The organism is Pseudonocardia sp. CA-142604, assembly GCF_050948475.1.
Classification (GTDB): Bacteria; Actinomycetota; Actinomycetes; order Mycobacteriales; family Pseudonocardiaceae; genus Pseudonocardia; species Pseudonocardia alaniniphila.
This window is the reverse complement of sequence record NZ_CP192045.1, coordinates 8865157-8891364: the sequence shown is the minus strand read 5'-3', so window position 1 is coordinate 8891364 and position 26208 is coordinate 8865157. Positions and strand designations below refer to the sequence as shown.

26 protein-coding genes are annotated in these 26208 nt (G+C 71.2%); 19 read left to right on the top strand and 7 right to left on the bottom strand.

From position 1 onward, the window contains the following. Positions 1-224: 224 nt before the first annotated feature. The 8 genes from alr to ACQPZQ_RS40335 all read left to right on the top strand — a co-directional run bounded on the left by alr (position 225) and on the right by ACQPZQ_RS40335 (position 6696). The gene (alr, locus tag ACQPZQ_RS40370; RefSeq protein ID WP_433289768.1) at positions 225-1382 is read left to right on the top strand and encodes an alanine racemase; all 1158 of its coding nucleotides are present in this window, start codon (positions 225-227) and stop codon (positions 1380-1382) included. Beyond that, positions 1379-2482, top strand: coding sequence for an alpha/beta fold hydrolase (locus ACQPZQ_RS40365; protein WP_433289767.1), 1104 nt, complete (start codon positions 1379-1381; stop codon positions 2480-2482). Before alr ends, ACQPZQ_RS40365 begins: the two co-directional genes overlap by 4 nt. Beyond that, positions 2479-2949, top strand: coding sequence for a tRNA (adenosine(37)-N6)-threonylcarbamoyltransferase complex ATPase subunit type 1 TsaE (tsaE, locus tag ACQPZQ_RS40360; RefSeq protein ID WP_433289766.1), 471 nt, complete (start codon positions 2479-2481; stop codon positions 2947-2949). Before ACQPZQ_RS40365 ends, tsaE begins: the two co-directional genes overlap by 4 nt. After that, positions 2946-3662, top strand: a complete 717-nt coding sequence (locus ACQPZQ_RS40355; protein ID WP_433289765.1) for an HAD family hydrolase — start codon at positions 2946-2948, stop codon at positions 3660-3662. Before tsaE ends, ACQPZQ_RS40355 begins: the two co-directional genes overlap by 4 nt. A gap of 74 nt (positions 3663-3736) precedes the next feature. Beyond that, entirely contained in the window at positions 3737-4435 is a 699-nt protein-coding gene (gene tsaB / locus ACQPZQ_RS40350) for a tRNA (adenosine(37)-N6)-threonylcarbamoyltransferase complex dimerization subunit type 1 TsaB (protein ID WP_433289764.1), read from the top strand. Beyond that, a complete protein-coding gene (rimI, locus tag ACQPZQ_RS40345; RefSeq protein ID WP_433289762.1) occupies positions 4432-4899 on the top strand; it encodes a ribosomal protein S18-alanine N-acetyltransferase in 468 nt (155 codons plus the stop codon). The genes tsaB and rimI overlap by 4 nt, the downstream gene beginning before the upstream one ends. After that, complete coding sequence (gene tsaD / locus ACQPZQ_RS40340; protein ID WP_433289761.1) at positions 4896-5933, top strand: tRNA (adenosine(37)-N6)-threonylcarbamoyltransferase complex transferase subunit TsaD; 1038 nt, start codon at positions 4896-4898, stop codon at positions 5931-5933. The genes rimI and tsaD overlap by 4 nt, the downstream gene beginning before the upstream one ends. A 202-nt stretch (positions 5934-6135) precedes the next feature. Next, entirely contained in the window at positions 6136-6696 is a 561-nt protein-coding gene (locus ACQPZQ_RS40335) for a TQO small subunit DoxD (RefSeq protein ID WP_433289760.1), read from the top strand. Positions 6697-6769: 73 nt separating this feature from the next. Here the strand turns inward: ACQPZQ_RS40335 and ACQPZQ_RS40330 are convergent, their stop codons facing one another. Then, complete coding sequence (locus ACQPZQ_RS40330; RefSeq protein WP_433289759.1) at positions 6770-7699, bottom strand: aldo/keto reductase; 930 nt, start codon at positions 7697-7699, stop codon at positions 6770-6772. Positions 7700-7760: 61 nt separating this feature from the next. After that, entirely contained in the window at positions 7761-9371 is a 1611-nt protein-coding gene (locus tag ACQPZQ_RS40325) for an alkaline phosphatase D family protein (RefSeq protein WP_433289758.1), read from the bottom strand. 425 nt (positions 9372-9796) lie between these two features. Between ACQPZQ_RS40325 and groES the strand changes: the two genes are divergently transcribed. Both groES and groL read left to right on the top strand, forming a co-directional pair. After that, positions 9797-10087, top strand: coding sequence for a co-chaperone GroES (gene groES, locus ACQPZQ_RS40320; RefSeq protein WP_013677399.1), 291 nt, complete (start codon positions 9797-9799; stop codon positions 10085-10087). 93 nt (positions 10088-10180) lie between these two features. Beyond that, positions 10181-11803, top strand: coding sequence for a chaperonin GroEL (groL, locus tag ACQPZQ_RS40315; RefSeq protein ID WP_433289757.1), 1623 nt, complete (start codon positions 10181-10183; stop codon positions 11801-11803). A 66-nt stretch (positions 11804-11869) separates the two neighbouring features. Here groL and ACQPZQ_RS40310 read toward each other — a convergent pair whose 3' ends face one another. Then, positions 11870-12202: a WhiB family transcriptional regulator gene (locus ACQPZQ_RS40310; RefSeq protein WP_433289756.1), complete on the bottom strand. Its 333-nt coding sequence runs from the start codon at positions 12200-12202 to the stop codon at positions 11870-11872. Positions 12203-12332: 130 nt separating this feature from the next. On the opposite strand from ACQPZQ_RS40310, the gene ACQPZQ_RS40305 reads away from it, so the two are divergent. The 5 genes from ACQPZQ_RS40305 to ACQPZQ_RS40285 all read left to right on the top strand — a co-directional run bounded on the left by ACQPZQ_RS40305 (position 12333) and on the right by ACQPZQ_RS40285 (position 17466). Beyond that, positions 12333-13427, top strand: a complete 1095-nt coding sequence (locus ACQPZQ_RS40305) for a MerR family transcriptional regulator (RefSeq protein WP_433289755.1) — start codon at positions 12333-12335, stop codon at positions 13425-13427. Next, a complete protein-coding gene (locus ACQPZQ_RS40300; RefSeq protein WP_433289754.1) occupies positions 13424-14443 on the top strand; it encodes a hypothetical protein in 1020 nt (339 codons plus the stop codon). Before ACQPZQ_RS40305 ends, ACQPZQ_RS40300 begins: the two co-directional genes overlap by 4 nt. 166 nt (positions 14444-14609) lie before the next feature. Then, positions 14610-15206 (top strand): response regulator transcription factor, encoded by a 597-nt coding sequence (locus ACQPZQ_RS40295; RefSeq protein ID WP_075942692.1) that lies wholly within the window; start codon positions 14610-14612, stop codon positions 15204-15206. 358 nt (positions 15207-15564) lie between these two features. Continuing rightward, a complete protein-coding gene (locus tag ACQPZQ_RS40290; protein WP_433289753.1) occupies positions 15565-16137 on the top strand; it encodes a sigma-70 family RNA polymerase sigma factor in 573 nt (190 codons plus the stop codon). Further along, entirely contained in the window at positions 16138-17466 is a 1329-nt protein-coding gene (locus ACQPZQ_RS40285) for an anti-sigma-D factor RsdA (RefSeq protein WP_433289752.1), read from the top strand. It begins immediately after the preceding gene. 61 nt (positions 17467-17527) lie between these two features. On the opposite strand, the gene ACQPZQ_RS40280 is transcribed toward ACQPZQ_RS40285, so the two are convergent. Further along, positions 17528-17905, bottom strand: coding sequence for a DUF5319 domain-containing protein (locus ACQPZQ_RS40280; protein ID WP_241037527.1), 378 nt, complete (start codon positions 17903-17905; stop codon positions 17528-17530). A 211-nt stretch (positions 17906-18116) separates the two neighbouring features. On the opposite strand from ACQPZQ_RS40280, the gene guaB reads away from it, so the two are divergent. After that, positions 18117-19631 carry an IMP dehydrogenase gene (gene guaB / locus ACQPZQ_RS40275; RefSeq protein WP_433299617.1) on the top strand — a complete coding sequence of 505 codons (1515 nt, stop codon included), beginning with the start codon at positions 18117-18119 and terminating at the stop codon, positions 19629-19631. A 35-nt stretch (positions 19632-19666) separates the two neighbouring features. Then, on the top strand, positions 19667-20791 hold the full coding sequence (locus ACQPZQ_RS40270) for a GuaB3 family IMP dehydrogenase-related protein (protein WP_241037530.1): 1125 nt from the start codon (positions 19667-19669) through the stop codon (positions 20789-20791). Positions 20792-20802: 11 nt separating this feature from the next. On the opposite strand, the gene ACQPZQ_RS40265 is transcribed toward ACQPZQ_RS40270, so the two are convergent. Further along, on the bottom strand, positions 20803-21750 hold the full coding sequence (locus ACQPZQ_RS40265) for a helix-turn-helix domain-containing protein (RefSeq protein ID WP_433289750.1): 948 nt from the start codon (positions 21748-21750) through the stop codon (positions 20803-20805). 314 nt (positions 21751-22064) lie between these two features. Between ACQPZQ_RS40265 and guaA the strand changes: the two genes are divergently transcribed. Continuing rightward, entirely contained in the window at positions 22065-23648 is a 1584-nt protein-coding gene (guaA, locus tag ACQPZQ_RS40260) for a glutamine-hydrolyzing GMP synthase (RefSeq protein WP_433289749.1), read from the top strand. Next, positions 23639-24562, top strand: coding sequence for a methylenetetrahydrofolate reductase (locus ACQPZQ_RS40255; protein WP_433289748.1), 924 nt, complete (start codon positions 23639-23641; stop codon positions 24560-24562). Before guaA ends, ACQPZQ_RS40255 begins: the two co-directional genes overlap by 10 nt. 132 nt (positions 24563-24694) lie before the next feature. Here the strand turns inward: ACQPZQ_RS40255 and ACQPZQ_RS40250 are convergent, their stop codons facing one another. Together ACQPZQ_RS40250 and ACQPZQ_RS40245 are read right to left on the bottom strand one after the other, a co-directional pair. Then, positions 24695-24943, bottom strand: a complete 249-nt coding sequence (locus ACQPZQ_RS40250) for a hypothetical protein (protein WP_433289747.1) — start codon at positions 24941-24943, stop codon at positions 24695-24697. After that, positions 24936-26174: a PspC domain-containing protein gene (locus tag ACQPZQ_RS40245; RefSeq protein WP_433289746.1), complete on the bottom strand. Its 1239-nt coding sequence runs from the start codon at positions 26172-26174 to the stop codon at positions 24936-24938. Before ACQPZQ_RS40245 ends, ACQPZQ_RS40250 begins: the two co-directional genes overlap by 8 nt. Positions 26175-26208 lie beyond the last annotated feature (34 nt).

Below are 26208 nucleotides of genomic sequence, written 5' to 3'. Positions count from 1 at the left end.
GATGTGGGCGGCTCACGGACCGGTGCCGGGCGGCGGACCGACGGGTTTCGGTGGCTCGCGGACGGTGCCGGGCGACCTGCGGGTGGGATATGGGCGGCTCGCAGGGGTGCGAGGGCTGGCGGGCGGCTCGCCGGGTTGTCGGTGGCCGGGGGGATCTCGGCCGATCTGGGATCCGATCATCGCTCTGTCCGCGATGTGACGGTCATGGATGAGATGATGAGGACGTGGTCGATCTGCCGGTGAGCGCGCGTGCCGAGGCCGTCGTCGATCTCGACGCCATCCGGCACAACATCGAGGTCCTGCGGGCCGCCACGGCTCCCGGCGCGGCTGTGATGGCCGTCGTGAAGTCGGATGGTTACGGCCACGGCGCCGTAGCCGTCGGTCGCGCCGCCCTGGAGGCCGGGGCCACCTGGCTGGGCGTGTGCACCCTCGAGGAGGCCATGCAGCTGCGGCATGGCGGGATCACCGCGCCGGTGCTGTGCTGGCTGCACCTCCCGGACGACGACTTCACCGAGGCGGTGGGGGCGGGCGTCGACGTGTCGATCTCGTCACGCCGCCATCTAGCCGGGGTGCTGGCCGGTGCGCGCCGCGCGGGGCGACCTGCCCGGTTGCATCTGAAGGCCGACACGGGGGCCACCCGTGGTGGCGCCCAGCCCGCCGACTGGCCCGACCTGCTCGACGATGCCACGAAGGCCGTTGCCGACGGGATCGCCGAGGTCGTCGCGGTCTGGTCCCACCTGGCAAACGCCGACGTCCCGGATCACCCGAGCAACGACCTGCAGAAAGCCCGGCTCACCGCGGCGTGGCAAGGAGCCAAGGACCGCGGCCTGTCGCCGATCCGGCATCTCGCCAACTCCGCGGCCACGCTCACCCGGCCCGACATGCACTTCGACCTCGTGCGTCCTGGTATCGCCGTCTACGGGCTCGACCCGTTGGACCGCCAGATGGCACGCAGCCCGTTGCGACCCGCGATGACGCTCCGGTGCAAGGTGGCGCTGGTGAAGCGGGTACCGGCAGGAGAGGGCGTCTCCTACGGCCATGAATGGACCACACCGCGCGAGACCACTCTCGCGCTGCTCCCGATCGGCTACGCGGACGGCGTGCCTCGCAGGCTCGGGCGCGACGGGCGCATGCAGGTGCTGCTCGGCGGTGTCGTCCGTCCCGTCGTCGGCAGGGTGTGCATGGACCAGGTGATGGTGGACTGCGGCGACGACCCGGTCCGTGAGGGGGATGCCGCGGTGCTCTTCGGTTCAGGTGACCACGGCGAGCCGACCGCCCAGGACTGGGCGGACGAGCTAGGCACGATCCACTACGAGATCGTCACGGGCCTCCACTGGCGCCGCATCACCCGCACCGTCGTCGGCGCCGAGGTGCCGTCGTGAACCGGGGGCAGATCTGGGGTGCTGCCGCCGGAGCGGCGGGTGCAGCCGTCACAGGGGTTGCTGTTGGCGTAGCCGCGCGCAAGCGGTCGCAGATCGCCGCTGAGCGCCGCCGTCTCGCCACCCAGCTCGCCGAGATCGAGCCAGGGCCCGGAAGCGGTCCTGTGAGCGAGGCGTCCTCGGTCACAGCCGACGACGGTGTGCGGCTCTCGTGCGAGGAGGTCGAGGCGCCGGGCGGCAATCCGTCGCTCACGGTCGTGCTCGTCCACGGGTTCGCGCTCGACCGTCGCACCTGGCACTTCCAGCGGCGGTCCCTCCCCATGCTCACGGACCCCGCCGTGCGGCTCGTGCTCTACGACCAGCGCAGCCACGGCCGGTCCGAGCGGGCTCCGCGGGAGAGCTGCACGATCGAGCAGCTCGGCCACGATCTCGACGCCGTCATCCGGGCGCTCGCACCCGAGGGGCCCCTCGTGCTCGTGGGCCACTCGATGGGCGGCATGACGATCATGGCGCTCGCGGAGCAGAATCCTGCGTTGTTCGCCGAACGCGTGGCCGGTGTGGCGCTGGTGTCCACGTCAGCGGGTGAGGTGGCCAGTGGTGGGCTCTCCGGCACTCTGCTGTCGCGGCACAACCCGCTCACCCGCGTCGTCGGGATGGCGGCCCGGCTCCAGCCGAAGCTCGTCGAGGGTGTCCGTAAGGCAGCGGGCGACGTGATCTGGGCGATCACGCGCAGCTTCGCCTACGGCGACAGAAACGTCGCGCCCTGCCTGGTCGACCTCGTCGACGAGATGATCAGCGCCAACGCGGTCGATGCGCTCACCGACTTCGCCGACACGGTCGGCAGCCACAACCGGGTCGCCGCGCTGCCCGCGCTCGCCACCTGCGAGCTGCTCGTCGCGGCAGGCGATGCCGATCGCGTCATCCCGTTCTCCCACAGCGACGTGATCGCGGCCGAACTGCCGGACGTCACGCTCGTGCGGTTCGACGGGGTGGGGCATCTGCCGATGCTGGAGCAGCCGGCAGCCATGGACGAGGCGCTGGTCGACCTGCTGCGCCGCAGCGCGGTCCGGAGCGCGCCCAACGGGCTGCGGCGGCGCGCATGACGAAGCAGGCGAAGGACCCGATCGAGCTCGACGTCGAGATGGAGCTGCCGGGGGCCGCCGACACCGAGGAGCTCGGCGAGCGGCTGGCCGGCGGGCTCAAGGCAGGCGACCTGGTGGTGCTGTCGGGGCCGTTGGGGGCTGGCAAGACCGTCCTCGTCCGGGGCCTGGCGCGCGGGCTGGGCGTGGCCGGTCCGATCACGTCGCCGACGTTCGTGATCGCCCGTGAGCACCGTCCGCTCCCCGGCGGGGCGGGCGTGCCGCTCGTGCACGTCGACGCCTACCGGCTCGGCGGTGCCGCGGAGCTGGACGACCTCGACCTCGACACCGACCTGGCAGAGGCGGTGGTGGCCGTCGAGTGGGGCGAGGGCGTGGCCGAGCGGCTCGCGGAGCGCCACCTGCTGGTGCGGATCACCCGCCGCCCCGACGACGTACGGGTCGCGAGCGTCCATCGGGTGGAGGCGGCGTGATCGACACGGTCATCTTCGACTGGGGCGGAACGCTCACCCCATGGGCCACCGTCGACCACCTCGCCGGTTGGCGGCGCCTCGCCGACGTCCTGCACGCCGACGACCCCGACCGCGCCGAGGTGTTCGCGGCCGCGCTCTTGGCTGCCGACGAGGCCCGCTGGATGACGGTGCGCGACGAGCACCGTGCGTTCACGCTGGCCCACGTGCTGGCCGACGCGGCCGACGGCGCCGACCACCCGCGCGAGCGGTACGAGGCCGCGCTCGAGGCGTACCGCGAGTACTGGGTGCAGTACACGGCCACCGACCCGGACGCCGCTCCGATGCTGGCCGCGCTTCGCGAGCGCGGTCTCAAGCTCGGGGTGCTGTCGTCCACGGCCTGGCCCCGGGAATGGCACGAGGAGCTCTTCCGCCGCGACGGCGTGCTGGATCTCTTCGACGCGTGCGTGTGGACCAGCGAGCTGCCCTGGACGAAGCCGCACCCCACCGCCTTCCACGCCGCCATGAGCGCCGTCGGGGCCACCGACCCCGCTCGCTGCGTGTACGTGGGCGACCGGCCCTACGACGACATCAGCGGGGCCAAGGGGGTGGGCATGCGTGCGGTGCTCGTGCCGCACTCGGACATCCCGGCTGTGCAGCACGTGGCGGTGGACGTGCAGCCCGACGGCGTGATCCAGCGCCTCGCCGACCTCCCGGAGTTGCTCGCCGACTGGTGAGCGTCGCTCCCGCGCCACGGAGCCGGGGCTGCCCCGTCCGACCGGCCTCGGGGGCACGCTCGTAGGCTCGACGTGTGCTCGTGCTTGCTCTTGACACTGCGACGCCCGCCGTCACGGCGGGCGTCGTCGAGCTGACGGGCAATGCCGTCGTCGAGCGATCCGTCCGGGTTGCGCACGACGCCCGCAAGCACGCCGAGCTCCTCATGCCGGAGGTGCTGGGCGTCTGCGCCGACGCCGGTGTGGCGATGCGCGATGTCGACGCCGTCGTCACCGGCACCGGGCCCGGCCCGTTCACCGGCCTGCGCGTCGGTATGGTCACCGCCGCCGCGCTCGGTGACGCCCTCGGCATCCCGGTCCACGGCGTCTGCTCGCTGGACGCGATCGCCGCTGCGTCGCTCGCCGGGGGTCCCGTTCCGGACGGCCCCCTTCTCGTCGTCACCGATGCCCGTCGGCGTGAGGTCTACTGGGCGCTCTACGACGGCGAGGGCGGCCGTATCAGCGGTCCGCATGTCGAGACCCCCGCCGTCCTGACGGCCCGCGTCGACGGCCTGGGCGCCGTCGCCGCAGCGGGTGGCTCGGCCGCGCTCGTCGGCCTGCCCGAGTGGGAGCCGGCGTCACCGTCGCCCGCCGGGCTGGTTGCGGTGGCCGCTCCCGTGCTGCGCTCCGGGGTGCTCCCGGGCCCCCTCGAGCCGCTCTACCTGCGTCGACCCGACGCCGTGGAGCCCGGCGCCCGCAAGCGGGTGAGCGAACCCGCGGGCAGGAGTGCCGGATGACGGCCACCGTGCCTGCGATCGACGCGCTGCGCCTGGCTGATGCGGAGCGTTGCGCGGAGCTGGAGAAGCTGCTCTTCCCCGGCGACGACCCGTGGAGCGCGCCGGCGTTCCGTGAGGAGCTGCGCGCGGGCCACCACTACCTCGCCGCGCGCGACGGCGATCGGCTCGTGGGCTACGCCGGGCTCGCGTTCGTGGCCGGTCCACCGTTCGCGGAGGCGGAGATCCACACCATCGGTGTCGACCCGGAGTACCAGCGGCGCGGGATCGGTCGGGAGCTGCTGCGCGGACTGCTCGCGGTGGCCGACGCGGAGCGTGCCACGGTGTTCCTGGAGGTCCGCACCGACAACGAGGCGGCCCGACGGCTGTACGAGGACGAGGGGTTCACGGTGGTCGGCCTGCGCAAGCGGTACTACCGGCCCAGCGGGGCCGACGCCCACACGATGCGGCGGGAGCCGGCAGCATGATCGTTCTCGGTATCGAGACCTCCTGCGACGAGACCGGTGTCGGGGTGGTGCGCGCCGAGCCGGGCGGGAGCGTCACGCTCCTGGCCAACGAGGTGGCCTCCAGCGTGGAGGAGCACGCGCGCTTCGGTGGGGTCGTTCCCGAGGTCGCCTCGCGGGCGCACCTGCAGGCGATGGTGCCCGCCGTGCACCGCGCGCTCGCCACCGCCGGGGTGACCGGCCGCGACGTCGAGGCCGTGGCCGTCACAGCGGGTCCGGGGCTCACCGGAGCCCTGCTCGTCGGCGTCGCAGCCGCCAAGGCCTACGCCGCCGCGTGGGACGTGCCGCTGTACGGGGTCAACCACCTCGCCGCGCACGTCGCCGTCGACACGCTGCAGCACGGGCCCCTGCCGCCGTGCCTGGCGCTGCTGGTGTCCGGCGGCCACTCGAGCCTCCTCGACGTCCCCGATCTCGCCGGGCCGGTCACCCCGCTGGGTGCCACGATCGACGACGCCGCCGGCGAGGCGTTCGACAAGGTGGCGCGGCTACTCGGGCTGCCGTTCCCCGGCGGTCCGCACATCGACCGCGTGGCCAGGGACGGCGACCGGGGCGCCGTGGCGTTCCCGCGCGGCCTCACCGGGCCCCGCGACGCCCCGTTCGACTTCTCCTTCTCCGGGCTCAAGACGGCTGTCGCGCGGCACGTCGAGGCGCTGGAACGGGCGGGCACGCCGGTGCCGGTCGCCGACGTGGCCGCGAGCTTCCAGGAGGCCGTGGTCGACGTCCTCACGGCGAAGGCCGTGCGGGCCGCCCGGGAGCGGGGGATGGACACGGTGCTGCTCGGCGGTGGGGTCGCCGCCAACTCCAGGCTGCGCGAGCTGGCGCAGGAGCGCTGCGCCGCGGCGGGCATCGCGCTGCGGGTGCCGCGGCCGGGGTTGTGCACCGACAACGGGGCCATGGTCGCCGCGCTGGGCGCGCACCTGCTCGTGGCGGGCGCGCAACCTTCGTCGCTCGAACTGCCGGCCGACTCGTCGCTCCCGGTCACCGAAGTTCTGGTCTGATCGCCGGGTTTTCGTACCCTTTCCGAATTGGTTCCAACCTTTCCGGATGCGGTTTCCGTGCGGACTGATCGACCGCATTGATTACGGAACCGAGACATCTCACGCGAATTGCGGGCGATGTAGATCCCATCGCCTTGACACCCCGATCGTCCCAGCTACCGTTGGTCGTTCAATGCTCAACAATCAGTGATGGGAGTCGGAAATGAGTGCGGCCCTCAATACCGACGATCTGCGTGGAACGCGGTCATTCGTTCCGCTGGATCGGTCGCTGCGTCGATTGCACGGCGCTGCGGTGGTGCGGATCCTCTTCGGCGTTCTCTGGGTGATAGACGCCGTTTTCAAGTGGCTCCCCGGTTTCATCCAGGGCCAGACCCTCGGTCACGAGCTCGATGAGTCGAAGGTCCCGGTCCCGGTGCTGCATCAGTGGGTGCAGATGTGGCACGGTGCTGCCTCGTCGAGCCCGGGAGCGTTCGCCGTCGTCACTGCCATCGTCGAGTCGCTGATCGCAGTGGCCCTGATCCTCGGGTTCCTCTCGAATCTCACGTTCATCGTCACCGCTGTGTGGTCCTTCGGCATCTGGACCTCCGCGGAGCACCTGCACATGCCGTTCACAACGGGCATGACAGATCTCGGGCCGTCGATCGGCTACATCTTCGCCGCGCTCGCGTTGTTCTTCGCCGGAGCGGGAGCCACCTGGAGCGTGGACGCGGTGATCCGCCCGCGCCTGGGACGCCTCGCGCCCCTCGCCGGCTCGGCCGGCTGACAGCGGCCCACCGGCATTGCCGGGGCCGTGGCCGGCATCGCCGCCGGCCACGGACCATGCCGATCAGTCCCGATCAATCACTGACGTGACGCAGCAGCCGCAGCTCGTCGTCGGTGAGGCGCAGCTCCAGCATCGGGAGCAGATCGGCCAGTTGCTCGGTGGTGCGGGCGCTGGCAATGGGAGCGGCCACGGTGGGCTGGTCGGCCAGCCAGGCCAGCGAGACAGCGGCGACGGGCACGTTGTGACCGGCCGCGATCTCGTCGAGCACCGCCAGCACGCGCAGCCCGCGGTCGTCCAGGTACTCGCGCGCTCCCTCGGCACGGACGCTCTCGACGGTGGTGTCCGGCCGGTACTTGCCGGTCAGGAAGCCCTTGGCCAGCCCGAAGTACGGCAGGCACGCCAGGTCCTGCTCGGCGAGCAGCGGCGCGAGGGACGTCTCGAAGTCGGCCCGCTCGAGCAGGTTGTAGTGCGGTTGCAGGGCGACGTAGCGCGTGAGCCCGTCGCGGTCGGAGATCTCCAGTGCGGAGCGCAGCCGCTCGGCCGTGAAGTTGGACGCGCCGATCGCCCTGACCTTGCCCGCCCGGACCAGGCTGTCGAAGGCGTCGAGGGTTTCCTCCTGCGCGGTGTCCGGGTCGTCACGGTGTGCGTAGTAGAGGTCGATCCGGTCGGTCTGCAGCCGGCGCAGCGAGTCCTCCACCGCCGCCGTGATGTTGGCGCGCGAGAGCCCTGGCCGCTCGGGCCACGAGCCGACCTTCGTGGCGATCACCATGTCGTCGCGGTTGCCGCGGGCGGCCAGCCACTCGCCGATGATCGTCTCGGACTCACCGCCCGAGTTGCCGGGCGCTCTCCACATGTACGAGTCGGCCGTGTCGACGAAGTTCCCGCCCGCCGACACGTACGCATCGAGGACCGCGAACGAGGTGTCCCGGTCCGCCGACCAACCGAACACGTTGCCGCCCAGACATAGCCGGGTCACATCCAGGTCAGAGCCGATCTTCGCCATGCTTGCGACTCTACGACCGTGTGCGGATACGAGTGCCGCAGCACTCGTATCCGCACACAGTTCACGCCTTGTTCAGTCCGGGCTTGCGGTCCTCCACCACGAACGTCCCCCGGGTCTCGACGGGGGCGCCGGGCTGCTTCACGAACGGCACGACGCGGAAGTCGGAGGTGACCTCGTTCGGCGTGAACCGCGTGCGCACGTAGCCGCGACGGTTGTTGTAGAAGTGGATGTGCGGGTTGTCGGCGAGCGTGCCCTCCGTGGTGGAGCTGGTCTCCGAGCCGTCGCCGCCCGACGTGATCGAGCTCGACACGAGCTCGGATCCGATGACCGGAGCCGCCGGGTCGTCGAAGCGCTGCTTGATGTCGGCCGCCCAGTGCGCGTGGACGTCACCGGTCAGCACCAGCAGGTTGCGCGCCTTCGCTGCGGTCCAGGAGTCCACCACGCGGTCGCGCGAACCCGGGTAACCGTCCCAGGCATCGGGGTTGAAGCCGCGCCCGGCGCCGGGGGTGAAGTCGACCTGGGAGAAGAACACCTGCTGGCCGAGTACGTCCCAGCGGGCCTGGGAACGCCGGAACTCCTCGGCGATCCACTTCTCCTGCTCCGAGCCGGGCAGCGAGCGTGCCGGGTCGGTGCGGTCGGTGCAGTCGGTGTTGAACTTGTCGTCGCACGGCTGGTCGCCGCGGTACTGGCGGGTGTCGAGCATGTGGAAGCTCGCCATCCGGCCCCACGAGACCGTGCGGTAGAGCCGCATGTCGATGCCCTTGGGGCGCTGGGCCTTGCGCAGCGGCATGTTCTCCCAGTACGCGCGCAGTGCCGCTTCGCGCCGGGCGAGGAAGTTGGGCTGCGGGGTCTCCGGGTGCTCAGGCACCTCGTCGGCCCAGTTGTTGTCGACCTCGTGGTCGTCGAAGACGACGAGCCAGGGCGCGACGGCGTGGGCGGCCTGCAGGTCGGCGTCGGTCTTGTACTGCGCGTAGCGCTGGCGGTAGTTCCCGAGGGTCTCGGTCTCCGGGCCGATGTGGTCGCGCACGTTCCCGCCGGGTGCTTTGTAGTCGCCCGCGGCGTACTCGTACTGGTAGTCGCCCAGGTGCAGGATGAGCTCCGGCTCGTCCTCGGCGAGGCGGGCGTAGGCGGTGAAGTAGCCGTGCTCGTACTGCGAGCACGACGTGAAGCACATGGTCAGCTGCTGCATCGCCGAGGCGGGCGGCGCGGTGCGGGTGCGGCCGGCAGGGGAGACGGCCGTCCCGGAGCGGAACCGGTAGAAGTACTCCCGTCCCGCCTTCAGGCCGGCCAGCTCGACGTGCACGCTGTGGCCCAGCTCCGAACCGGTGGTCTCGACACCCCGGCGCACGATGTCCCGGAAGCCCTCGTCGGAGGCGAGCTCCCACTCGACGTCGGTCTTCCGGTCGCCCATCCCACCGAGTCCGTCCTCGGCCAGCGGGTCGGGCGCGAGGCGCGTCCACAACACCATCCCGTCCGGCGTGGGCTCCCCGGACGCGACGCCGAGCGTGAACGGGTCGCCGGCGGGAGCGGCTGCCGCCGGTCCGGCGAGTCCGGTGAGGAGGGTGCCGGGCACGGCGAGCACGGCGGAGGCGGTCAGCCCCGCCCTCAGCACGCCGCGCCGGCTGAAGTTGAAGTTACGCACCGATGTGGTGGGAGGTACGTCTGTGGTCACGGCGAGCAGCGTTGATCATCCTGTCGTGCGCCGGATGGCGCCGACGGCACCGGCCGGTGAACGGGAGGCGAGGTTTGCTCGTTCCGTACGCCTTCGTCCGATCTACTCCTGCCCTCCGAATTTCGGCCCCTGCGCTGCTCTGCGCGTTCGCGGTGTCGCGCGGGATCGGGACGCCGACCGCCCGACTTCAGCGCGATCACTCGCCTGTGACCAGCGATGACGTCATCAGGGGGATGCCGTTGTGGCTCACAGCTACCACTTCGTGTCATAGCGGGCACCGGCGTTGAGAGGCTGGCACTCTCATGGGTAGAGTGCCAAACGCACGGCCAGGATGTTCCGGCACCCGCGACGACGGGACCTCCGATGGCTGTCGTCCCTGAACATGTAGGCGAAGGCACGTACCCCAGGAAGGGGAGGTCATCGGCGTGGCAAACATCAAGCCGCTCGAGGACAAGATCGTCGTCCAGGCCAGCGAGGCGGAGACCACGACCGCGTCCGGCATCGTCATCCCCGACACCGCCAAGGAGAAGCCCCAGGAGGGCAAGGTCCTGGCTGTCGGCCCGGGCCGGATCGACGACAACGGCAACCGCGTTCCGCTGGACGTCGCTGTCGGCGACGTCGTCATCTACTCGAAGTACGGCGGCACCGAGGTCAAGTACAACGGCGAGGAGTACCTCATCCTCTCCGCGCGTGACGTCCTCGCGGTCGTCAACTGACGCAGGCAGTTCTGTAGCCGCCGCCCCGGCGGTCCCTCGACCGAGCGGGCCACCGGGGCGGCGCTGTTTCCGGAGAACCAAGAAAGGCAGGACATGCCGAAGCAGATCAGCTTCGACGAGGCGGCGCGGCGCTCGCTCGAGCGCGGAGTGAACCAGCTGGCCGACGCGGTCAAGGTGACTCTCGGCCCGCGTGGCCGTCACGTCGTGCTGGACAAGAAGTTCGGTGGGCCGACCGTCACCAACGACGGCGTCACCATCGCGCGCGAGATCGACCTCGACGACCCCTTCGAGAACCTGGGCGCCCAGCTCGCGAAGACCGTCGCCACCAAGACCAACGACGTCGCCGGTGACGGCACCACCACCGCCACCGTGCTCGCCCAGGCCATGGTGGCCGCCGGGCTGCGCAACGTGGCCGCCGGCGCCAACCCGACCGCGCTGGGCCGTGGCATCTCCGCCGCCGCCGAGAAGGTCGCCGAGGTCCTGAAGGCCAAGGCGATCCCGGTCGACGACAAGGAGCACATCGCGCAGGTCGGCACGATCGCCTCCCGTGAGGCCGAGATCGGCAACCTGATCAGCGAGGCGCTCAAGACCGTCGGCAAGGACGGCGTGATCACCATCGAGGAGGGCTCCACGCTCGCCACCGAGCTGGAGATCACCGAGGGCCTGCAGTTCGACAAGGGCTACCTCTCGCCGTACTTCGTCACCGACGCGGAGTCGATGGAAGGCGTGCTGGAGGACCCCTATGTCCTGCTGCACCGCGAGAAGATCAGCGCGATCGCCGACCTGCTCCCGCTGCTGGAGAAGGTGCTCGCCGACGGCAAGCCACTGCTGATCGTCGCGGAGGACGTCGAGGGCGAGGCGCTGTCCACGCTGGTCGTCAACTCGATCCGCAAGACGATCAAGGTCGTCGCGGTCAAGTCGCCGTTCTTCGGTGACCGCCGCAAGGCCTTCATGGACGACCTCGCCGTCGCCACCGGCGGCACGGTCATCAACCCGGAGGTCGGGCTCAAGCTGTCCGAGGCCGGGCTGGACCTGCTGGGCAAGGTGCGCCGCGCCGTCATCACGAAGGACGCCACCACCCTCGTCGAGGGCGCTGGTTCGAAGGAGGCCATCGAGGGGCGCATCGCGCAGCTCAAGGCCGAGATCGAGGCCACCGACTCGGACTGGGACCGCGAGAAGCTGCAGGAGCGCTTGGCCAAGCTCTCCGGCGGTGTCGCCGTCATCAAGGTCGGCGCCGCCACCGAGACCGCGCTCAAGGAGCGCAAGCACCGCATCGAGGACGCGGTGTCGGCCACCCGGGCCGCGGTCGAGGAGGGCATCGTCCCCGGCGGCGGTGCCTCGCTGGTGCACGCGGCCGCTGAGCTCGAGGGCGGCCTCGGACTGACCGGCGACGAGGCCACCGGTGTGGCGGTCGTCCGCCGGGCGCTCACGGCCCCGCTGTACTGGATCGCCGCCAACGGCGGTCTCGAGGGCGCGGTTGTGATCGGCAAGGTCGCCGACCTGGAGTGGGGCCACGGCTTCAACGCTGCCACCCTCACCTATGGCGACCTGATGGCCGACGGTGTGGTCGACCCCGTCAAGGTCACGCGGTCCGCGGTGGTCAACGCCGCGTCGATCGCCCGGATGGTGCTCACCACGGAGAGCGCTGTCGTCGACAAGCCGGAGCCGCCGGAGCCTGTCGCTGCGGGTGGCCACGGCCACGGCCACGGGCACTGACCGACCGGTTACTCCGCAACGGCGGGCCGACCCTCACCGGGTCGGCCCGCCGTTCGTCGTTGTGTCTCAGTTCGCGCGACTGTGCCTACGGCGGGAGCGCTCGCCGGGCATACGCAGCCTCCGGTCGCGACCGCGGATGATCTCTTCGCGCTCGGACTCCGACAGGCCACCCCAGACGCCGTAGGGCTCATGCGCGGTCAGCGCGTGCCGGCGACACTGCTCGAGGACGGGGCAGTGGTGGCAGACCATCTTCGCCCGCGCCTCACGGTTGGCCCGTGCTGGTCCGCGCTCTCCTTCGGGGTGGAAGAAGAACGCGCTGTCCATCCCGCGGCACGCACCGTGCATCTGCCATTCCCAGATCTCCGTGACCGGGAGCGGAAGCCGTCGGGTGTCCGCCACGTCACTCACCTCGCCCTGTTCACGCGCTCATCTTCGACACACGCGGTGTGCCCATCGTAGACCGCGTCAAACGTTGTTCAATGGCTAATCTCAGCTTGCCCCGCCCCGTCGTGACCAGCACGATGAGCCCGTGCAGCCTGAAGCGTGGCCTCCGGCACCCGGCGCCGCGGAGCCGTGGCTGAGCGTGGCCGCCGCGGCGCGCAGGCTCGGCGTCGCACCGGCCACGCTCCGCACCTGGGACCGTCGCTACGGGATCGGACCCACCGGGCACACCCCCGGCCGTCATCGGCGCTACTCAGCGGAGGACCTCGCCCGCCTCGAGCTCATGCAGCGCGCGCTGGTGCGCGGAGCGTCTCCCGCGGATGCCGCGGCGTACGCGATGTCCGCAGTGCGGTCTCCTGCCGGCGCCCTACTCGCCGCTGTGGCGGGTAACGGCGGAGCGCCGGCCCGGCCGTCCCACGGCCACAGCGGGCGCGACGAGAACGACAGCAGTGACAACAACAGCAGTGACAACGGCTGTGACGACGGCAGCAACGACAGCAATGGCGACAACGGCAACGGCGACGCCGGCCGTGTCCGCGTGGGTGGTCGGGTGCTGCGCCTCCCCGGCGCCGGGCGGGCGGCCCGGGGCCTGGGGCGGGCCGCGCTCGCACTCGACGCCCCCACGGTCTACAGGCTGCTGGAGGAGGCCGTCGCGACGGCCGGTGCCGAGTCCGCGTGGGACGACGTCGTCCGGCCCGTCCTCGCAGCGATCGGCGAGAGATGGGCGCACAACGGATCCGGCGTCGAGATCGAGCATCTCGTCAGCGAGTGCGTTCATCCCGTCTTCGGGGCCCGCGCCGCCGCGCTCCGGCCCACGGCTCCCGACGCGCGTCCGATACTGCTGGGCGCGATGCCCGGCGAGTTGCACACGCTGCCCCTGGTGGCGCTTTCTGCGGCCCTGGCCGAACGGGGCGTGGTCTGTCGGGGTCTGGGCGCGAACGTGCCTCTGGAGGCCCTTGTGGCGGCGATCCGGCGCACGGCTCCCGTCGCCGTCGTGCTGTGGGCCCAGCAACCCGGTGCGGCCGACGCGGACGTGCTGGAGTCGCTGCCCCGTACCAGGCCACGGTTTCGCACATTCGTCGCCGGACCGGGCTGGGACGACGTCGAGCTGCCGGAGCGGACCGCGCGCCTGCCCTCGCTGCGCGCGGCGACCGCGACGATCAGCGACGCGGTACTGGTGTGACAGCGGTGGCCGCGCCGCCCCGTCTCGCGGCGGTGGCCTTCGGTGCCGAGCCCGGTGCGCCGGTCCGGGTCCGGTCCGGCGCGACGGCGCTCGACCGCTGGTGTGTGGCGGTGGCCCTCGGTGGGCAGGGCCGCTACGCCGCGGCGGCCGCCGTTCTGGAGCCACTGCTGGTGCGGCCCGGTGTCCCGGTGGCGGTGGCGGCGCACGCGGCCGTCACCCTTGCGGCCCATCGTCGCCAGCTCGGCGGGCACGTCGCCGCCCGCCCGTACGACGCGCTGGGTCTGCGTCTGGCCTGCTCCGTTCGGGACGACCCGCACGGTCTCGCGCTCGCGGCGCGGGTCGATGCGCTGGTCGGGCTGGCCGCCGATGCGGTCGGCACCGCCGCGCCGGAAACCGCGAAACGCCTGCTCTACAGAGCGAACGAGCTACTCGAAAGAGCGAATGCGCAGGTCACGGTTAACGATGGCGGCGACCACTCCGACTGGGCTGCCGTGGGGGACGAGGCGCGCAGCAACTGGTCGTGGCGGCCGTCCGTCCGGCTGGGATGGGTGCGCGCCGAGTTGGCGCTGGCCTGCGGCGACGCCGCAGGCGCCGTCGAGCCGGCACGGGCCGCCCTCAAGTTGGCGCGCGTGTCGGGATCGGTTCGTCACGTGCTCAAGTCCCAGATCGTGCTTGCGGTCGCTGAAGCGGTCGCCGGTGCGAGTTCGACAAAGGCCGTCGCGGAGCTCGATGCGGCGGCGGAGTCGGCCGGGCAATATCAACTGCTTCCACTCGTGTGGCCGGCACGGCTGGCTGCAGCTGATCTTCTCGGGCACGGCGCCACAGCGGCGCGAGACGCAAACGACGGTGTTACCAAGATCTCTCAGAAAGCGGTGAGCGACAGGGTCGACGGCGCGGCACGCCGACGACACGCCGCACTCGCCACGTTGAGCGTCATTCAGCAGCGCGCAGACCCGATCGGTAGGCGCCTGCTGGGGGAGTCGTACCGGGTACCTGCTCCACCCCCGGTAATGTAATTAGTCCATTCGGTCTTACGTCACCCACATGACCAGTGCCACTCGGCGCAACTCTCCCGAATGGAGGGCACAAACCGGCCCTGATCGTGTCAAGGTGAGCCTGTCTCCCGCCGATGAGGGGGGTGACACATCACCCGGCTGCAGGAAGCTGCAGGAAGGAATCGTCGTGACGACGGTACTCATCTGCGACGATCGTCGCAGCGTCCGCGAAGGCCTGACCCGCGTGATGTCCGCGGTGCCGGGGGTGCACCGGATCGATTGCGTTGCGCATGGGGACGAACTGCTGGCCCGGTTCTCCCGGCAGCCGGTGGACGTGGTCCTGGTCGGCACCCAGCGGGCGGTGCCCACGGGTGTCGAGGCCACGAGGCGGCTGGTCGCCGCCCACCCGCAGGCGAACGTGATCGTGTTCGGAGCCCCCGACGACGCGGGCAGCATCGCCGCCGCCATCGCCGGCGGCGCCCGGGGTTACCTCCGCTGGGACGCGTCGCGTCCGGAATTGGTGGCTGCACTCGCGCACACCCTGGCGAGCACGGCCGTGCCCACACCGCGGGCACCCACCGATCCCGGGGTCCAGCTCACCGAGCGCGAGCTGCAGGTGCTGCGCGGCATGAGCCAGGGCAAGAGCAATGGCCAGATCGGACGAGAGCTCTACCTCTCCGAGGACACGGTCAAGACCCACGCTCGGCGGCTGTTCCGCAAGCTCGGGGTCCGCGACCGCGCTCAGGCGGTTGCCCACGGGTTCCGCCGGGGCCTCGTCTCCTGAGCGTTCCGACCGGCCCTGCTGTCCCGGTGACCGGTGTCCCTCCACGCACTTTGCACTTCCCCGGATGCGTACCCGGGTTGACCGAGCGGGCGACGTGGCTGCCTACGCGCAGCCACGCGCCCTTCGCTGCGGTGATCGCTCCCGCGGCGTCGCAGACCGCCATTCGGGTGGTTCTGCCCTGAGCATGAATCGCCGGGCGTCCCGGCGCGTCTCCTCCCTCGGGAGGATCCCATCCCGGACCGCCACCCTCCTTCGCTACGGTGGTCGGCACTGAGGACACGGTTGAGCACTGTCCGTGATGAGCCTCACGAACGGATGATGACGAACATGTTCAGTAACGCCCGGGCGACTGTGTGCGATGAGTGAGACGACAGACGTTCCCGACGAGCTGGTGAGCCGTGCCATGGGCGGCGACCCGGAGTCCGTCGGGCGCTTGATCGCCATCATCCGGCCCATGGTCGTGCGCTATTGCCGAGCGCGGCTCGGCCGGATGGACCGGTCATCGGTCTCGGCCGATGATGTCGCGCAGGAGGTGTGTTTGGCCGTGCTCACGGCCTTGCCCGGGTACCGAGTCCAGGGCCGTCCGTTCCTAGCGTTCGTCTATGGCATTGCGTCACACAAAGTAATCGACGCGCACCGCGCCGCAACGCGGAACCGTTCCGAACCTGTCGCGGACGTGCCTGACTCGGTCGAGTCCGCGGACGGTCCGGAACAGCGTGTGCTTCGCGTCGAGCTCTCCGACGAGATGGGTCGGTTGCTCGACACGCTCCCCGAGAAACAGCGAGAGATACTTGTGCTGCGCGTGGTGGTCGGGCTGTCCGCCGAGGAGACGGCGGAGGCTGTCGGTTCCACCCCGGGCGCTGTCCGTGTGGCCCAGCACCGGGCACTGTCCCGCCTGCGCAAGTCGATGCCAGAGGAGGAGGTGGTGTGAGTGCGTGACGATACATACGGCCCCGGTCGGAATCCGTTCGAACACCGCCGCCCGCGCCACAGCAGCAACGGGCATCGGCCCGCCCATATGCAGACGCGTCCGGTCCCGATGGACGAGATCGGCGAACCGGTCGACCTCGTCGCGGTCCAGGCCGACGACGAACTGATCAACGCTCTGGCCGCCGGCATGACGGTGAGCTCCCCGGGACGCGGCGGCTACGGCGCCGACGACCGCGTCGCCGCCATCCTGGCCGCATGGAAGGCCGACGTCGACGTCGACCCGATCCCCGAACTCATCGACACCGACACCGCCGTGGCCACCGTCCGGGCCGCCCGGCGACCGGGCCGCCGAGCCCGGCACCTCGCCCCGGTGGCCGCCGCCGCGGCTTTCGTCGTGCTGGCCATCGGCGCCGTCTCCGTCGGCTCCTACAACGCGCAGCCCGATGACGCGTTGTGGGGTGTGTCGAAGGTGCTCTACAGCCAACGGGCGGAGTCGGTCGAGGCCGCGGTCCGTGTCGAGGCGCGCATCACCAAGGCGAAGGAGGCGCTCGTCGCCGGCCAGCCCGTGGCCGCGGCACAGGAGCTCCAACAGGCGCGGGCGGACCTCTCCGTCGTGCGTCCCGAGGAGGGGCGCAACGAGCTCACGCAGGTGCAGGAGTTCCTCGTCGCCAAGGCGGCGGAGACCCCTAACGGCACGCCGACCGACCCCGGCACCCCGCTGTCCACACAACCGTCCCGACCGGTGCCGCCCGGTGCCGCGATCCAACGGCCTGGCAGGTCCAGCAGTACGGAACCGCCGCAGCCGTCCGGCACGCAGGTTCCGCCTTCGTCGGCGTCGGTTCTTCAGGGAGTCCCGGCGTCACCGGCTTCGGGAAGCTCCACCCCGTCCACGGGAGAGAGCTCGTCGCGCGATCCCCGCCACCAACGCGGCGGTCCCGGCCCCGACGGTTCGAGCGCCGACCCGAGGCGGCAGCTGTCGCCCGCGTCGCCCGGCGACCCGACGGGACCGCCGTCGAACCCGGCAGGTGTCACCACGGCTCCGCAGGCCCCGCCGCCGAGCACCGGCGCCGGCGCCCCGAACAGCCCGGAGACCACCACCCGCCCGCAGACGCCCCCGGCCACCGCCGAGGGCGATCCGCAGGGTTCGAGCTCCACTCGGCCGGGGCAGAGCACCGGTGGATCGACCAGCTCCACCCAGAGCATGGGTGGCGCGCCGAGCCCCGACCGGGACCCGGATGGGCAGCACACCTCGAACCGCGGTGAAGGCGGGCTCACGGGCACCACGGCGGCCGGTTCCGATTCGGAACCGCCCACCAGCACCGTCAGCTGAGACCCGAAACGGCGACGGCCCCGATCCATTCGGATCGGGGCCGTCGCCGTTGTGCGTGACGTCAGGAGTCCGACAGCACCGCGTCGGCGTAGCCGCGGCAGTACTCCCAGGTGACGTAGCTGGTGGGGTCGGGGTCGAAGGCAGGCTCGTGAGGCCGCATCTGCCCCTCGTCCAGCAGTTGCTGGAGGCTCGCCCGCAGCAGGCTCCACTCGTGGAAGTGCTGCTCGCCGCAGTCGCCGCAGTCGACGACGATGCCGCGCACGCCACGGGCCTCCAGCAGAGCCTGGTAGACCGCGAGGTCGGCGAGGTCGGCCACCACCTCGTCGCGCTCGGCCTCGGTCAACCCGTCCTGCTCGCCGCCCTCAGGACCGTCGAGGGAGAGGGCGGGATCATGCGGGTCACCGGCGAACGGGTCCGGCGGCAGGGCATCAGGTGACACAGGTGCGACGATACCCGCACCGGGCACCGGGTGGATCGTGCGCACCAGGTTCACCGCGGCGGGGATGGTGCGGATGTACCGGACTGTGGTGATGGACTCGGCGCGGCCGGGGTCCGCGGTATGGGCGGCGCGGATACGATGTCGGGAAATCTCCCCGCCGCCCGGAGCTCCGCGCAGCGGTGGAGGCGCAGGGATCGACGGGATGGTGCAGATGACCAGCGAGGCCGCAGGACTGCCCCCGAAGTTCGCGATGCTCGGCCTGACGTTCGACGATGTGCTGCTGCTCCCGGCTGAGTCCGATGTCGTTCCCAGTTCGGTCGACACGAGCACGCAGATCACGCGCCGGGTGCGGATCCGGGTGCCGCTCGTGTCGTCGCCGATGGACACGGTCACCGAGTCGCGGATGGCCATCGCGATGGCCCGGGCGGGTGGGCTCGGTGTGCTCCACCGCAACCTGTCCCCCGAGGAGCAGACGGCCCAGGTGGAGGTCGTGAAGCGCTCCGAGGCGGGGATGGTGACCGACCCGGTCACCTGTGCGCCGGACGCCACCTTGGCCGACGTCGACGCGCTGTGCGCGAAGTTCCGCATCTCGGGGGTGCCCGTCACCGACGCGGGCGGGCACCTCGTCGGCATCATCACCAACCGCGACATGCGGTTCGAGATGGACCACAGCCGCCCCGTCCACGAGGTGATGACGCACGCCCCGCTGATCACGGCCAGGGTGGGCGTCACCGCCGAGGCAGCGCTGGGGCTGCTGCGCCGGCACAAGCTCGAGAAGCTGCCGATCATCGACGGCGACGGCATCCTGCGCGGCCTGATCACGATCAAGGACTTCAACAAGACCGAGAAGTACCCGCTCGCCACCAAGGACCCGGACGGGCGCCTCGTCGTCGCCGCTGCGATCGGCGTCGGCGAGGAGGGCTACTCGCGGGCGATGCAGCTCGTCGAGGCCGGGGTCGACATCTTGATGGTGGACACCGCCCACGGGCACTCCCGGCGGGTGCTGGAGACCGTCGCGAAGCTACGGGCCGAGGTCGGGCACCACGTCGACGTGGTGGGCGGCAATGTGGCCACCAGAGCCGGCGCGCAGGCGCTCGTCGAGGCCGGGGCGGACGCCGTGAAGGTGGGCGTCGGGCCGGGCTCGATCTGCACCACCCGTGTCGTGGCCGGTGTCGGGGCGCCGCAGATCACCGCGATCTACGAGGCCTCGCTCGCCTGCGCGCCCGCGGGCGTCCCGGTGATCGGCGACGGTGGCATCCAGTACTCCGGCGACATCGCCAAGGCGATCGCAGCCGGTGCGTCGTCGGTGATGCTCGGGAGCCTGCTGGCGGGCACCGCGGAGTCGCCCGGCGAGCTGATTCTGGTGGGTGGCAAGCAGTTCAAGACCTACCGCGGCATGGGCTCGCTCGGGGCGATGCGGTCGCGCGGCGGGGAGGGCGGCGGCAAGTCCTACTCGAAGGACCGCTACGCCCAGGACGACGTGCTCAGCGAGGACAAGCTGGTGCCCGAGGGCATCGAGGGCCGCACCCCGTTCCGGGGGCCGCTCGGGCAGGTCGCACACCAGCTCGTCGGTGGCCTGCGGTCCGGCATGGGGTACGCGGGGGCGCAGACGATCGAGCAGCTCCAGCAGGCGCAGCTCGTCCGGATCACCGCCGCGGGGCTCAAGGAGAGCCACCCGCACGACATCACGATGACGGTCGAGGCACCCAACTACGTAGCCCGTTAGAGGTTCGCGGAAGAGCCTGTCTACGCTGGTCATCCGTGCGTGACCTCGTGGAGATCGGGATGGGCCGGGAGGCCCGTCGTAGCTACGACCTGTCTCAGGTCGAGATCGTGCCGTCGCGGCGCACCCGCAGCTCTCAGGAGGTGTCCACCGCCTGGCAGCTCGACGCGTACCCGTTCGAGATCCCACTGGTGACCCACCCGACCGACGCGATCGTCTCGCCGGCGAGCGCCGTGCGGATCGGGCAGCTGGGCGGGCTGGCGGTGCTCAACGCCGAGGGCCTCTGGGCCCGGCACGCCGATGCGCAGGGGGCGCTGGAGCGGGTGCTCGACGCCGCGGGCAACGAGGACCCCTCGGCTGCCGTGCAGCTGCTGCAGGAACTGCACGCCGCTCCGATCCAGCCCGCGCTGCTCGCGGAGGCGCTCAAGACGGTGGGCGAGGCCGGGGTCACCGTGGCCGCGCGCGTGAGCCCGCAGCGGGCCCGGGAGCTCACCCCCGACCTGCTTGCCGCGGGCGTCGAGATCCTGGTGGTGCAGGGCACGATCATCTCCGCCGAGCACGTCTCGGGCGGGGAGCCGCTGAACCTGAAGGAGTTCATCAACTCCCTCGACGTGCCCGTCGTCGCCGGTGGGGTGGGCGACTACCGCACGGCGATGCACCTGATGCGCACCGGCGCGGCCGGGGTGATCGTGGGGTACGGCGAGTCGTCGGCCACCACCACTGACGACGTGCTCGGGATCGGCGTGCCGATGGCCACGGCGATCGTCGACGCGGCCGCGGCCCGCCGCGACTACCTCGACGAGACCGGCGGCCGCTACGTCCACGTGATCGCCGACGGCGGGATGACCGGCTCGGGCGACATGGCGAAGGCCATCGCCTGCGGGGCCGACGCCGTGATGCTGGGCGAGCAGTTGGCCGAGGCGTCCGAGGCACCCGGGCAGGGCCTGTACTGGACCTCCGCCGCCGCCCACCCGTCCCTGCCGCGTTCGGAGGTCACCGGTTTCCCACCCGGTGAACGTGACCTCCAGACGCTGCTCTTCGGCCCCTCCAGCAGCCCCTACGGCCTGGTGAACCTCTTCGGTGCCCTGCGGCGGGCGATGGCGAAGACGGGCTACTCGGACCTCAAGGAGTTCCAGCGCGTGGGGCTCACCGTCAGGGGGTGAGGTAGGCGCCGTCAGGGTCGCGGCGCGGGTCCGGTGTGGAGGTGCTCACTGCGCCAGCCGCTCGGAGTCATCGTGAACCGCCGCCGGAACGCCCGCTCGAACGACCGGGGATCGAGGAACCCGACGGCCGCGGCAATGGCCGATATCGTCCGCCGGTCGTGCTCCCGGTCGGACAACATGGCCTGTGCCGCTTGCAGCCGTTCCTCGCGAAGGTACGCACCAGGCGTGGTCCCGATCCGCTCGAACAGGGTGTACGCGTGGCTGACCGACACGTGGTGGCGCCGCGCCAGTTCGTCGACCCGCAGGTGTGGGTCGCCCAGATGTTCGCGGACGTGCGTCCGCATCATCTCGAGTAACAGCCCTTCGGGGCCGTCCCCGCCCGGCACGGACGGGGTGGCGCCCCGCAGCGCCATCGCGAGCAGTTCGATCGCGGCCCGCCCGGCGTCGAGTCGCTGCGGCGTGGTGAGGTCGTCCGCAACCTCGAACAGACGATCCAGGTAGGCGGACAGCATCTGCATGGCCGGGGCGGACGGGTCCACGCTGCGTGCACAGCCTTCGGTGAGCTCTGCGGTGCCGAGCGGGAGCAACTCGCGGGAGAAACGCAAGCTCATGCGCCAGGTCTCGGTCGGCGAGATCCGCTCGTAGCGGCTACACGCTTCGGTGAGCACCCCGGCACCGGCAGCCGGCTCGGCGCAGCGGTCGTGCTGGCGGACGCAGCCCCGGCCGGCCACGTACACACAGAAGAGCATCAGGTTGCCGGCTGACGCTCGTGCTGCCATCCGGTCGGTCCGGACCGACGACATCTGCGCCCAATGCGTCCGCGTGAGTGCCACGGTCTCGCCCAGTGCGTGGCTCGCCGCTCGCCCGCGGAAGCCGGGAGCCGTTCGGGCGATCACCGGGATGGAGAACTCTCCGGCGGCGTCTTCCAACTCCTCACCGGAGAACTCGAGAATCTGCACGGCCCTGAGGCTAGTTTCGGGCTATCCGCCCTGGTAGGTGGACTACGAGTGCTCTTGGTACCACCCGGACGGCCAGTATTTGATCAGCCGGTCGTGACGAGCAGGGGCGCCAACCAGGATGGCGACGCTGCTCAGTAGTGGTCCTTGCCGTTGTCCGCGATCTTGTTGAAGACGCGGCGCTCGGTCTTCATGTCGCAGACCGACACCTGCACGGCTGCGCGGAGCAGATCCTGAGCTGCGACTCTTCAGCGGGGAACAGGAACCGTTGCACGCTCGGCCAGAAGTCGTGTCCGCTCGTTGACTACTCTGGAGTTGTGCAGCCCTCCACCGTCCTCGTCGTCGACTACGGGGCTCAGTACGCCCAGTTGATCGCCCGCAGGGTGCGTGAGGCGCAGGTGTACTCGGAGATCGTGGCCGGCGACACACCGGTCGAGGAGATCGTGGCGCGCAAGCCCGCCGCCGTGATCCTGTCCGGCGGACCGTCGAGCGTCTACGAGCCCGGAGCGCCCCGGATCGACCCCGCCCTGTTCTCGGCGGGCATTCCGGTGATGGGCCTCTGCTACGGCTTCCAGGCGATGGCGCAGGCCCTCGGCGGGGAAGTCGCCCAGGACGGCACGCGTGAGTACGGACGCACGGTGCTCACGGTCTGCGAGGCCGCGAGCGTGCTGCACGACGGGCTGCCGGGGAGCCATCCGGTGTGGATGAGCCACGGCGACTCCGTGGTGCGTGCGCCCGATGGCTTCACGGTCACGGCGTCGTCCGAGCGTGCGGCGGTGGCGGCCTTCGAGGACACGGATCGGCGCCTGGCGGGCGTCCAGTATCACCCGGAGGTCGGGCACTCGCCCTACGGACAGGATGTGCTGAGACGCTTCCTGTACGACATCGCCGGCATCGCCCCCGGCTGGACCACTTCGTCGATCATCAACGACACGATCGACGCGGTTCGAGCGCAGGTAGGCGAGGGCAGGGCGATCTGCGGGCTGTCCGGCGGTGTCGACTCCGCCGTCGCTGCGGCGCTCGTGCAGCGGGCCATCGGTGATCGCCTCACTTGCGTGTTCGTCGACCACGGGCTGCTGCGGGCCGGCGAGCGGGAGCAGGTGGAGCGCGACTTCGTCGCCGCCACGGGCGCCAAGCTCCACACGGTCGACGCGCAGAAGCGCTTCCTCGACGCCCTCGCCGGGGTCACCGACCCCGAGGAGAAGCGCAAGATCATCGGACGTGAGTTCATCCGGGTCTTCGAAGCGGCCACAGCAGAGGTGACGGCCGAGGAACACTGGATCGATGCGGGCTCCGCCGGCGCTGCGCCCGTGGGCTTCCTCGTGCAGGGCACCCTCTACCCCGACGTCGTCGAGTCCGGCGGTGGCTCGGGCACGGCCACGATCAAGAGCCACCACAACGTCGGTGGGCTGCCCGACGACATCGAGTTCGATCTGGTCGAGCCGCTGCGGGCGCTGTTCAAGGACGAGGTGCGCAAGGTCGGCGCCGAGCTCGGGCTGCCCGACGCGATCGTCTCGCGCCAGCCGTTCCCGGGGCCGGGGCTGGGCATCCGGATCATCGGCGAGGTCACCCACGACCGGCTCGAGACGCTGCGGGCCGCCGACGCGATCGCGCGCGAGGAGCTCACCGCCGCCGGTCTCGACCGCACGATCTGGCAGTGCCCTGTGGTGCTGCTCGCTGACGTCCGCAGCGTCGGGGTGCAGGGCGACGGGCGCACATACGGCCACCCCGTCGTGCTCCGCCCGGTGTCCAGCGAGGACGCCATGACCGCGGACTGGACCCGCCTGCCATACGACGTCCTGGAACGTATCTCGACACGGATCACCAACGAGGTCGCGGAGGTCAATCGCGTGGTTCTCGACGTCACGAGCAAGCCGCCGGGCACGATCGAGTGGGAGTAGAGATCCCGGCGGAGCGGCCCGGCCGCCTCGCCGATGCGCTGCGCAACGGACGGTTCGCCGTCACCGCCGAGATCGGGCCCCCGCGGGGCGCCGACGTGGACGAGATCCGCGAGTCCGCGGCTTTGCTGCGGGACTGGGTCGACGCCGCGAACATCACCGACAACCAGGGTGCCCAGGTGCGGGTGTCCAGTTTCGCCGGCAGCGTCGTCGCGCTCGCCGAGGGTCTCGAGCCGGTCATGCAGATGACCTGCCGGGACCGCAACCGGATCGCCCTGCAGTCCGACCTGCTCTCGGCGGGTGCCCTGGGCATCCCCAACCTCGTGCTGATGACCGGCGACCGGCCAGAACGCGGCGACCATGCCGACGCCACGCCGGTGTTCGACCTGAGTTCGAGCAGCCTCATGACCACGGCACGCATGCTGCGGGACGAAGGCAGGCTGCTGTCCGGCCGCGTCATCGACCCGGCGCCGCGGTTCCTGCTCGGTGCCGTCGACACCGGAGCGGGTGTCCCCGACCGGCTCGAGCAGAAGGTGGCCGACGGCGCCGAGTTCGTGCAGACCCAGTTCGTGTTCGACGTCGACGAGTTCGCCATCTGGATGGAGAAGGTGCGCGACCTCGGGCTCGACACGAAGTGCGGGATCCTCGCGGGCGTCGGGCCCATCCGGTCGCTGCGGGCGCTCGAGTTCATGGCGGGCATCCCCGGCGTGATCATTCCGCCAGCCTTCGAACGCAGGCTGCGTGGAGTGCCGGTCGACCGGGTCGCCGCCGAAGGCATGGCGGCGTGCGCTGAGACCGTGGCTGCGCTGCGTGAGGTCACCGGCGTTGCCGGGGTGCATGTGATGGCCGTCGGCTACGAGCGGGGCGTGCCGGAGATCCTGGCGGCAGCCGGGTTGGAGCCGACTCACCGGGCGTGAGGGCGCACCGCGTCGAAACGACGAGGGCGGCACCCGGGTTCTCGAACCCTGGTGCCGCCCTGCGCGGCCGCTGCTCCCCCGAGCACGGCCTCCCGGTCCCGGCGACCCCCATCGGCCGGTCCCGGTCGATATTCAGCTGGTGCCGCGTCCCCTGAGGCTCCCGACCAGCAGCAGGAGCCCGATCACCGTGGCCCCGGCGGCAAGCAGCCACCGCGGGTCGAACCCGGCGAGCGACGGCACCTCACCGACGAACGCCGATGCCGCCATTCCCAGCGAGAGCACGCCGACCAGCAGGGTCGCCAGGTCCGGGCCGCGGCGCCGGGTGGCGGTGCCGGACTTCCCGGTCGTCGCCTGCTGCTCGTTCCAACTCTGCTCAGCCACGGTGCACCTCCACACTTCCCGCACCCGACTCGATCGACAGAATGAGCGGGCGTCCCGACGCGACACCGTCGGCGCCCAGGTCGTTGGCGACGGCGAGGTGTGCCCCCGGGCCCGACTCCTCGCGGGTGCCGAACTCGACGCTTCCCACTCCGGTGGTGCTGGTCAGGCTCAGGTCGGCATTCCGGGGCACCCACACCTCGACGTCACCCACCCCGAGCGTGATGCTCGACCGCACCGGGCTCGAGTTGCCGCCGGGCTGGGTCGTCAGATCGAGGTTGCGCAGATCGAGCGCGATCTCACCGGCAGTGCGCTGGTAGCTGGGCTGCAGCGCCGCCACGGTGGTGGGGGCCTCGCGCAGCTCGCCGAACCCGTTGCCCTGCCAGCGGTCGAGCGGCGCAGCCACCATCGCCCAGGTCAGTGCGCCGAGGAGCACGGCGATCGGGATCAGGCCCCGGCCGGATCGGACGAACGCGCCGATCACCAGGCCGGCTCCGATCACCGCCAGCACCACCCCGAGCAGCACCGGCAGGTTGGCCAGCGAGAGCACCCCGGCCAGGAGCATGATCACGGCGGTGATCCCGCCGGCGAGCAGGGCGAGACCGAGGGTCACGGGCGTGACGGGCAGCCGGCGCGGCGCCGGCTCCTGCGGTGGAGCGACCGGTGACGGCTCGGGAAGATCCCAGGCGAACGGGGCGGCCCCCAGCGGGTCCCACGCCGGAGGAGTGGGCGCTGCCGAAGCGCTGCTGGTGCCGGGAGCCTCCTTGTTCAGGGAGACGCCGGGCGTGGTCGTGGTGGGCGCCTCGGCGGAGTGCGCCGTCGCAGGTCCGCTCTGTCCGCGATGGCTCCGGCTGCGGTGCAGCAGGAACAACAGGACCGCGACGGCCAGCGTGGGCAGCAGGATGTTGCGCTCGCCGCCGAAGATCGATCCGAGGGTCACGAACGCCGCGACCACCAGGCCGATGACCATGATCGTCCGCGGCGAACGGGCCGTCGAGGGTGCGCCGGGGGCGGCCGGCTCCTCGGGCAGGAGGAACCAACCGGCGATGTAGAGCGCCGCGCCGATTCCGGAGAACGCCGCCACCACGAAGCCGACCCGGACCAGTGTCGGGTCGATGTCGTAGCGCCGGGCGATTGCCGCGGCAACGCCCGCCACCTGCCGGTCGTCACGCGGGCGGGCGGGCCGGGTCTCCCACATCTCCCGCAGCGTGTTCTGCACGTCGGTCCCGTTCATTGTTCTTCTGCCTCCATGGGAGACAGCTTGATGG

What these genes read in the sequence shown, in the direction of transcription:
- tsaE (WP_433289766.1), top strand. Translation starts at nt 2,479, where the DNA reads ATGACGAAGCAGGCGAAGGACCCGATCGAGCTCGACGTCGAGATGGAG.
- rimI (WP_433289762.1), top strand. Translation starts at nt 4,432, where the DNA reads ATGACGGCCACCGTGCCTGCGATCGACGCGCTGCGCCTGGCTGATGCG.
- tsaD (WP_433289761.1), top strand. Translation starts at nt 4,896, where the DNA reads ATGATCGTTCTCGGTATCGAGACCTCCTGCGACGAGACCGGTGTCGGG.
- ACQPZQ_RS40335 (WP_433289760.1), top strand. Translation starts at nt 6,136, where the DNA reads ATGAGTGCGGCCCTCAATACCGACGATCTGCGTGGAACGCGGTCATTC.
- ACQPZQ_RS40330 (WP_433289759.1), bottom strand. Translation starts at nt 7,699, where the DNA reads ATGGCGAAGATCGGCTCTGACCTGGATGTGACCCGGCTATGTCTGGGC.
- groL (WP_433289757.1), top strand. Translation starts at nt 10,181, where the DNA reads ATGCCGAAGCAGATCAGCTTCGACGAGGCGGCGCGGCGCTCGCTCGAG.
- ACQPZQ_RS40290 (WP_433289753.1), top strand. Translation starts at nt 15,565, where the DNA reads ATGAGTGAGACGACAGACGTTCCCGACGAGCTGGTGAGCCGTGCCATG.
- guaB (WP_433299617.1), top strand. Translation starts at nt 18,117, where the DNA reads ATGACCAGCGAGGCCGCAGGACTGCCCCCGAAGTTCGCGATGCTCGGC.
- ACQPZQ_RS40245 (WP_433289746.1), bottom strand. Translation starts at nt 26,174, where the DNA reads ATGAACGGGACCGACGTGCAGAACACGCTGCGGGAGATGTGGGAGACC.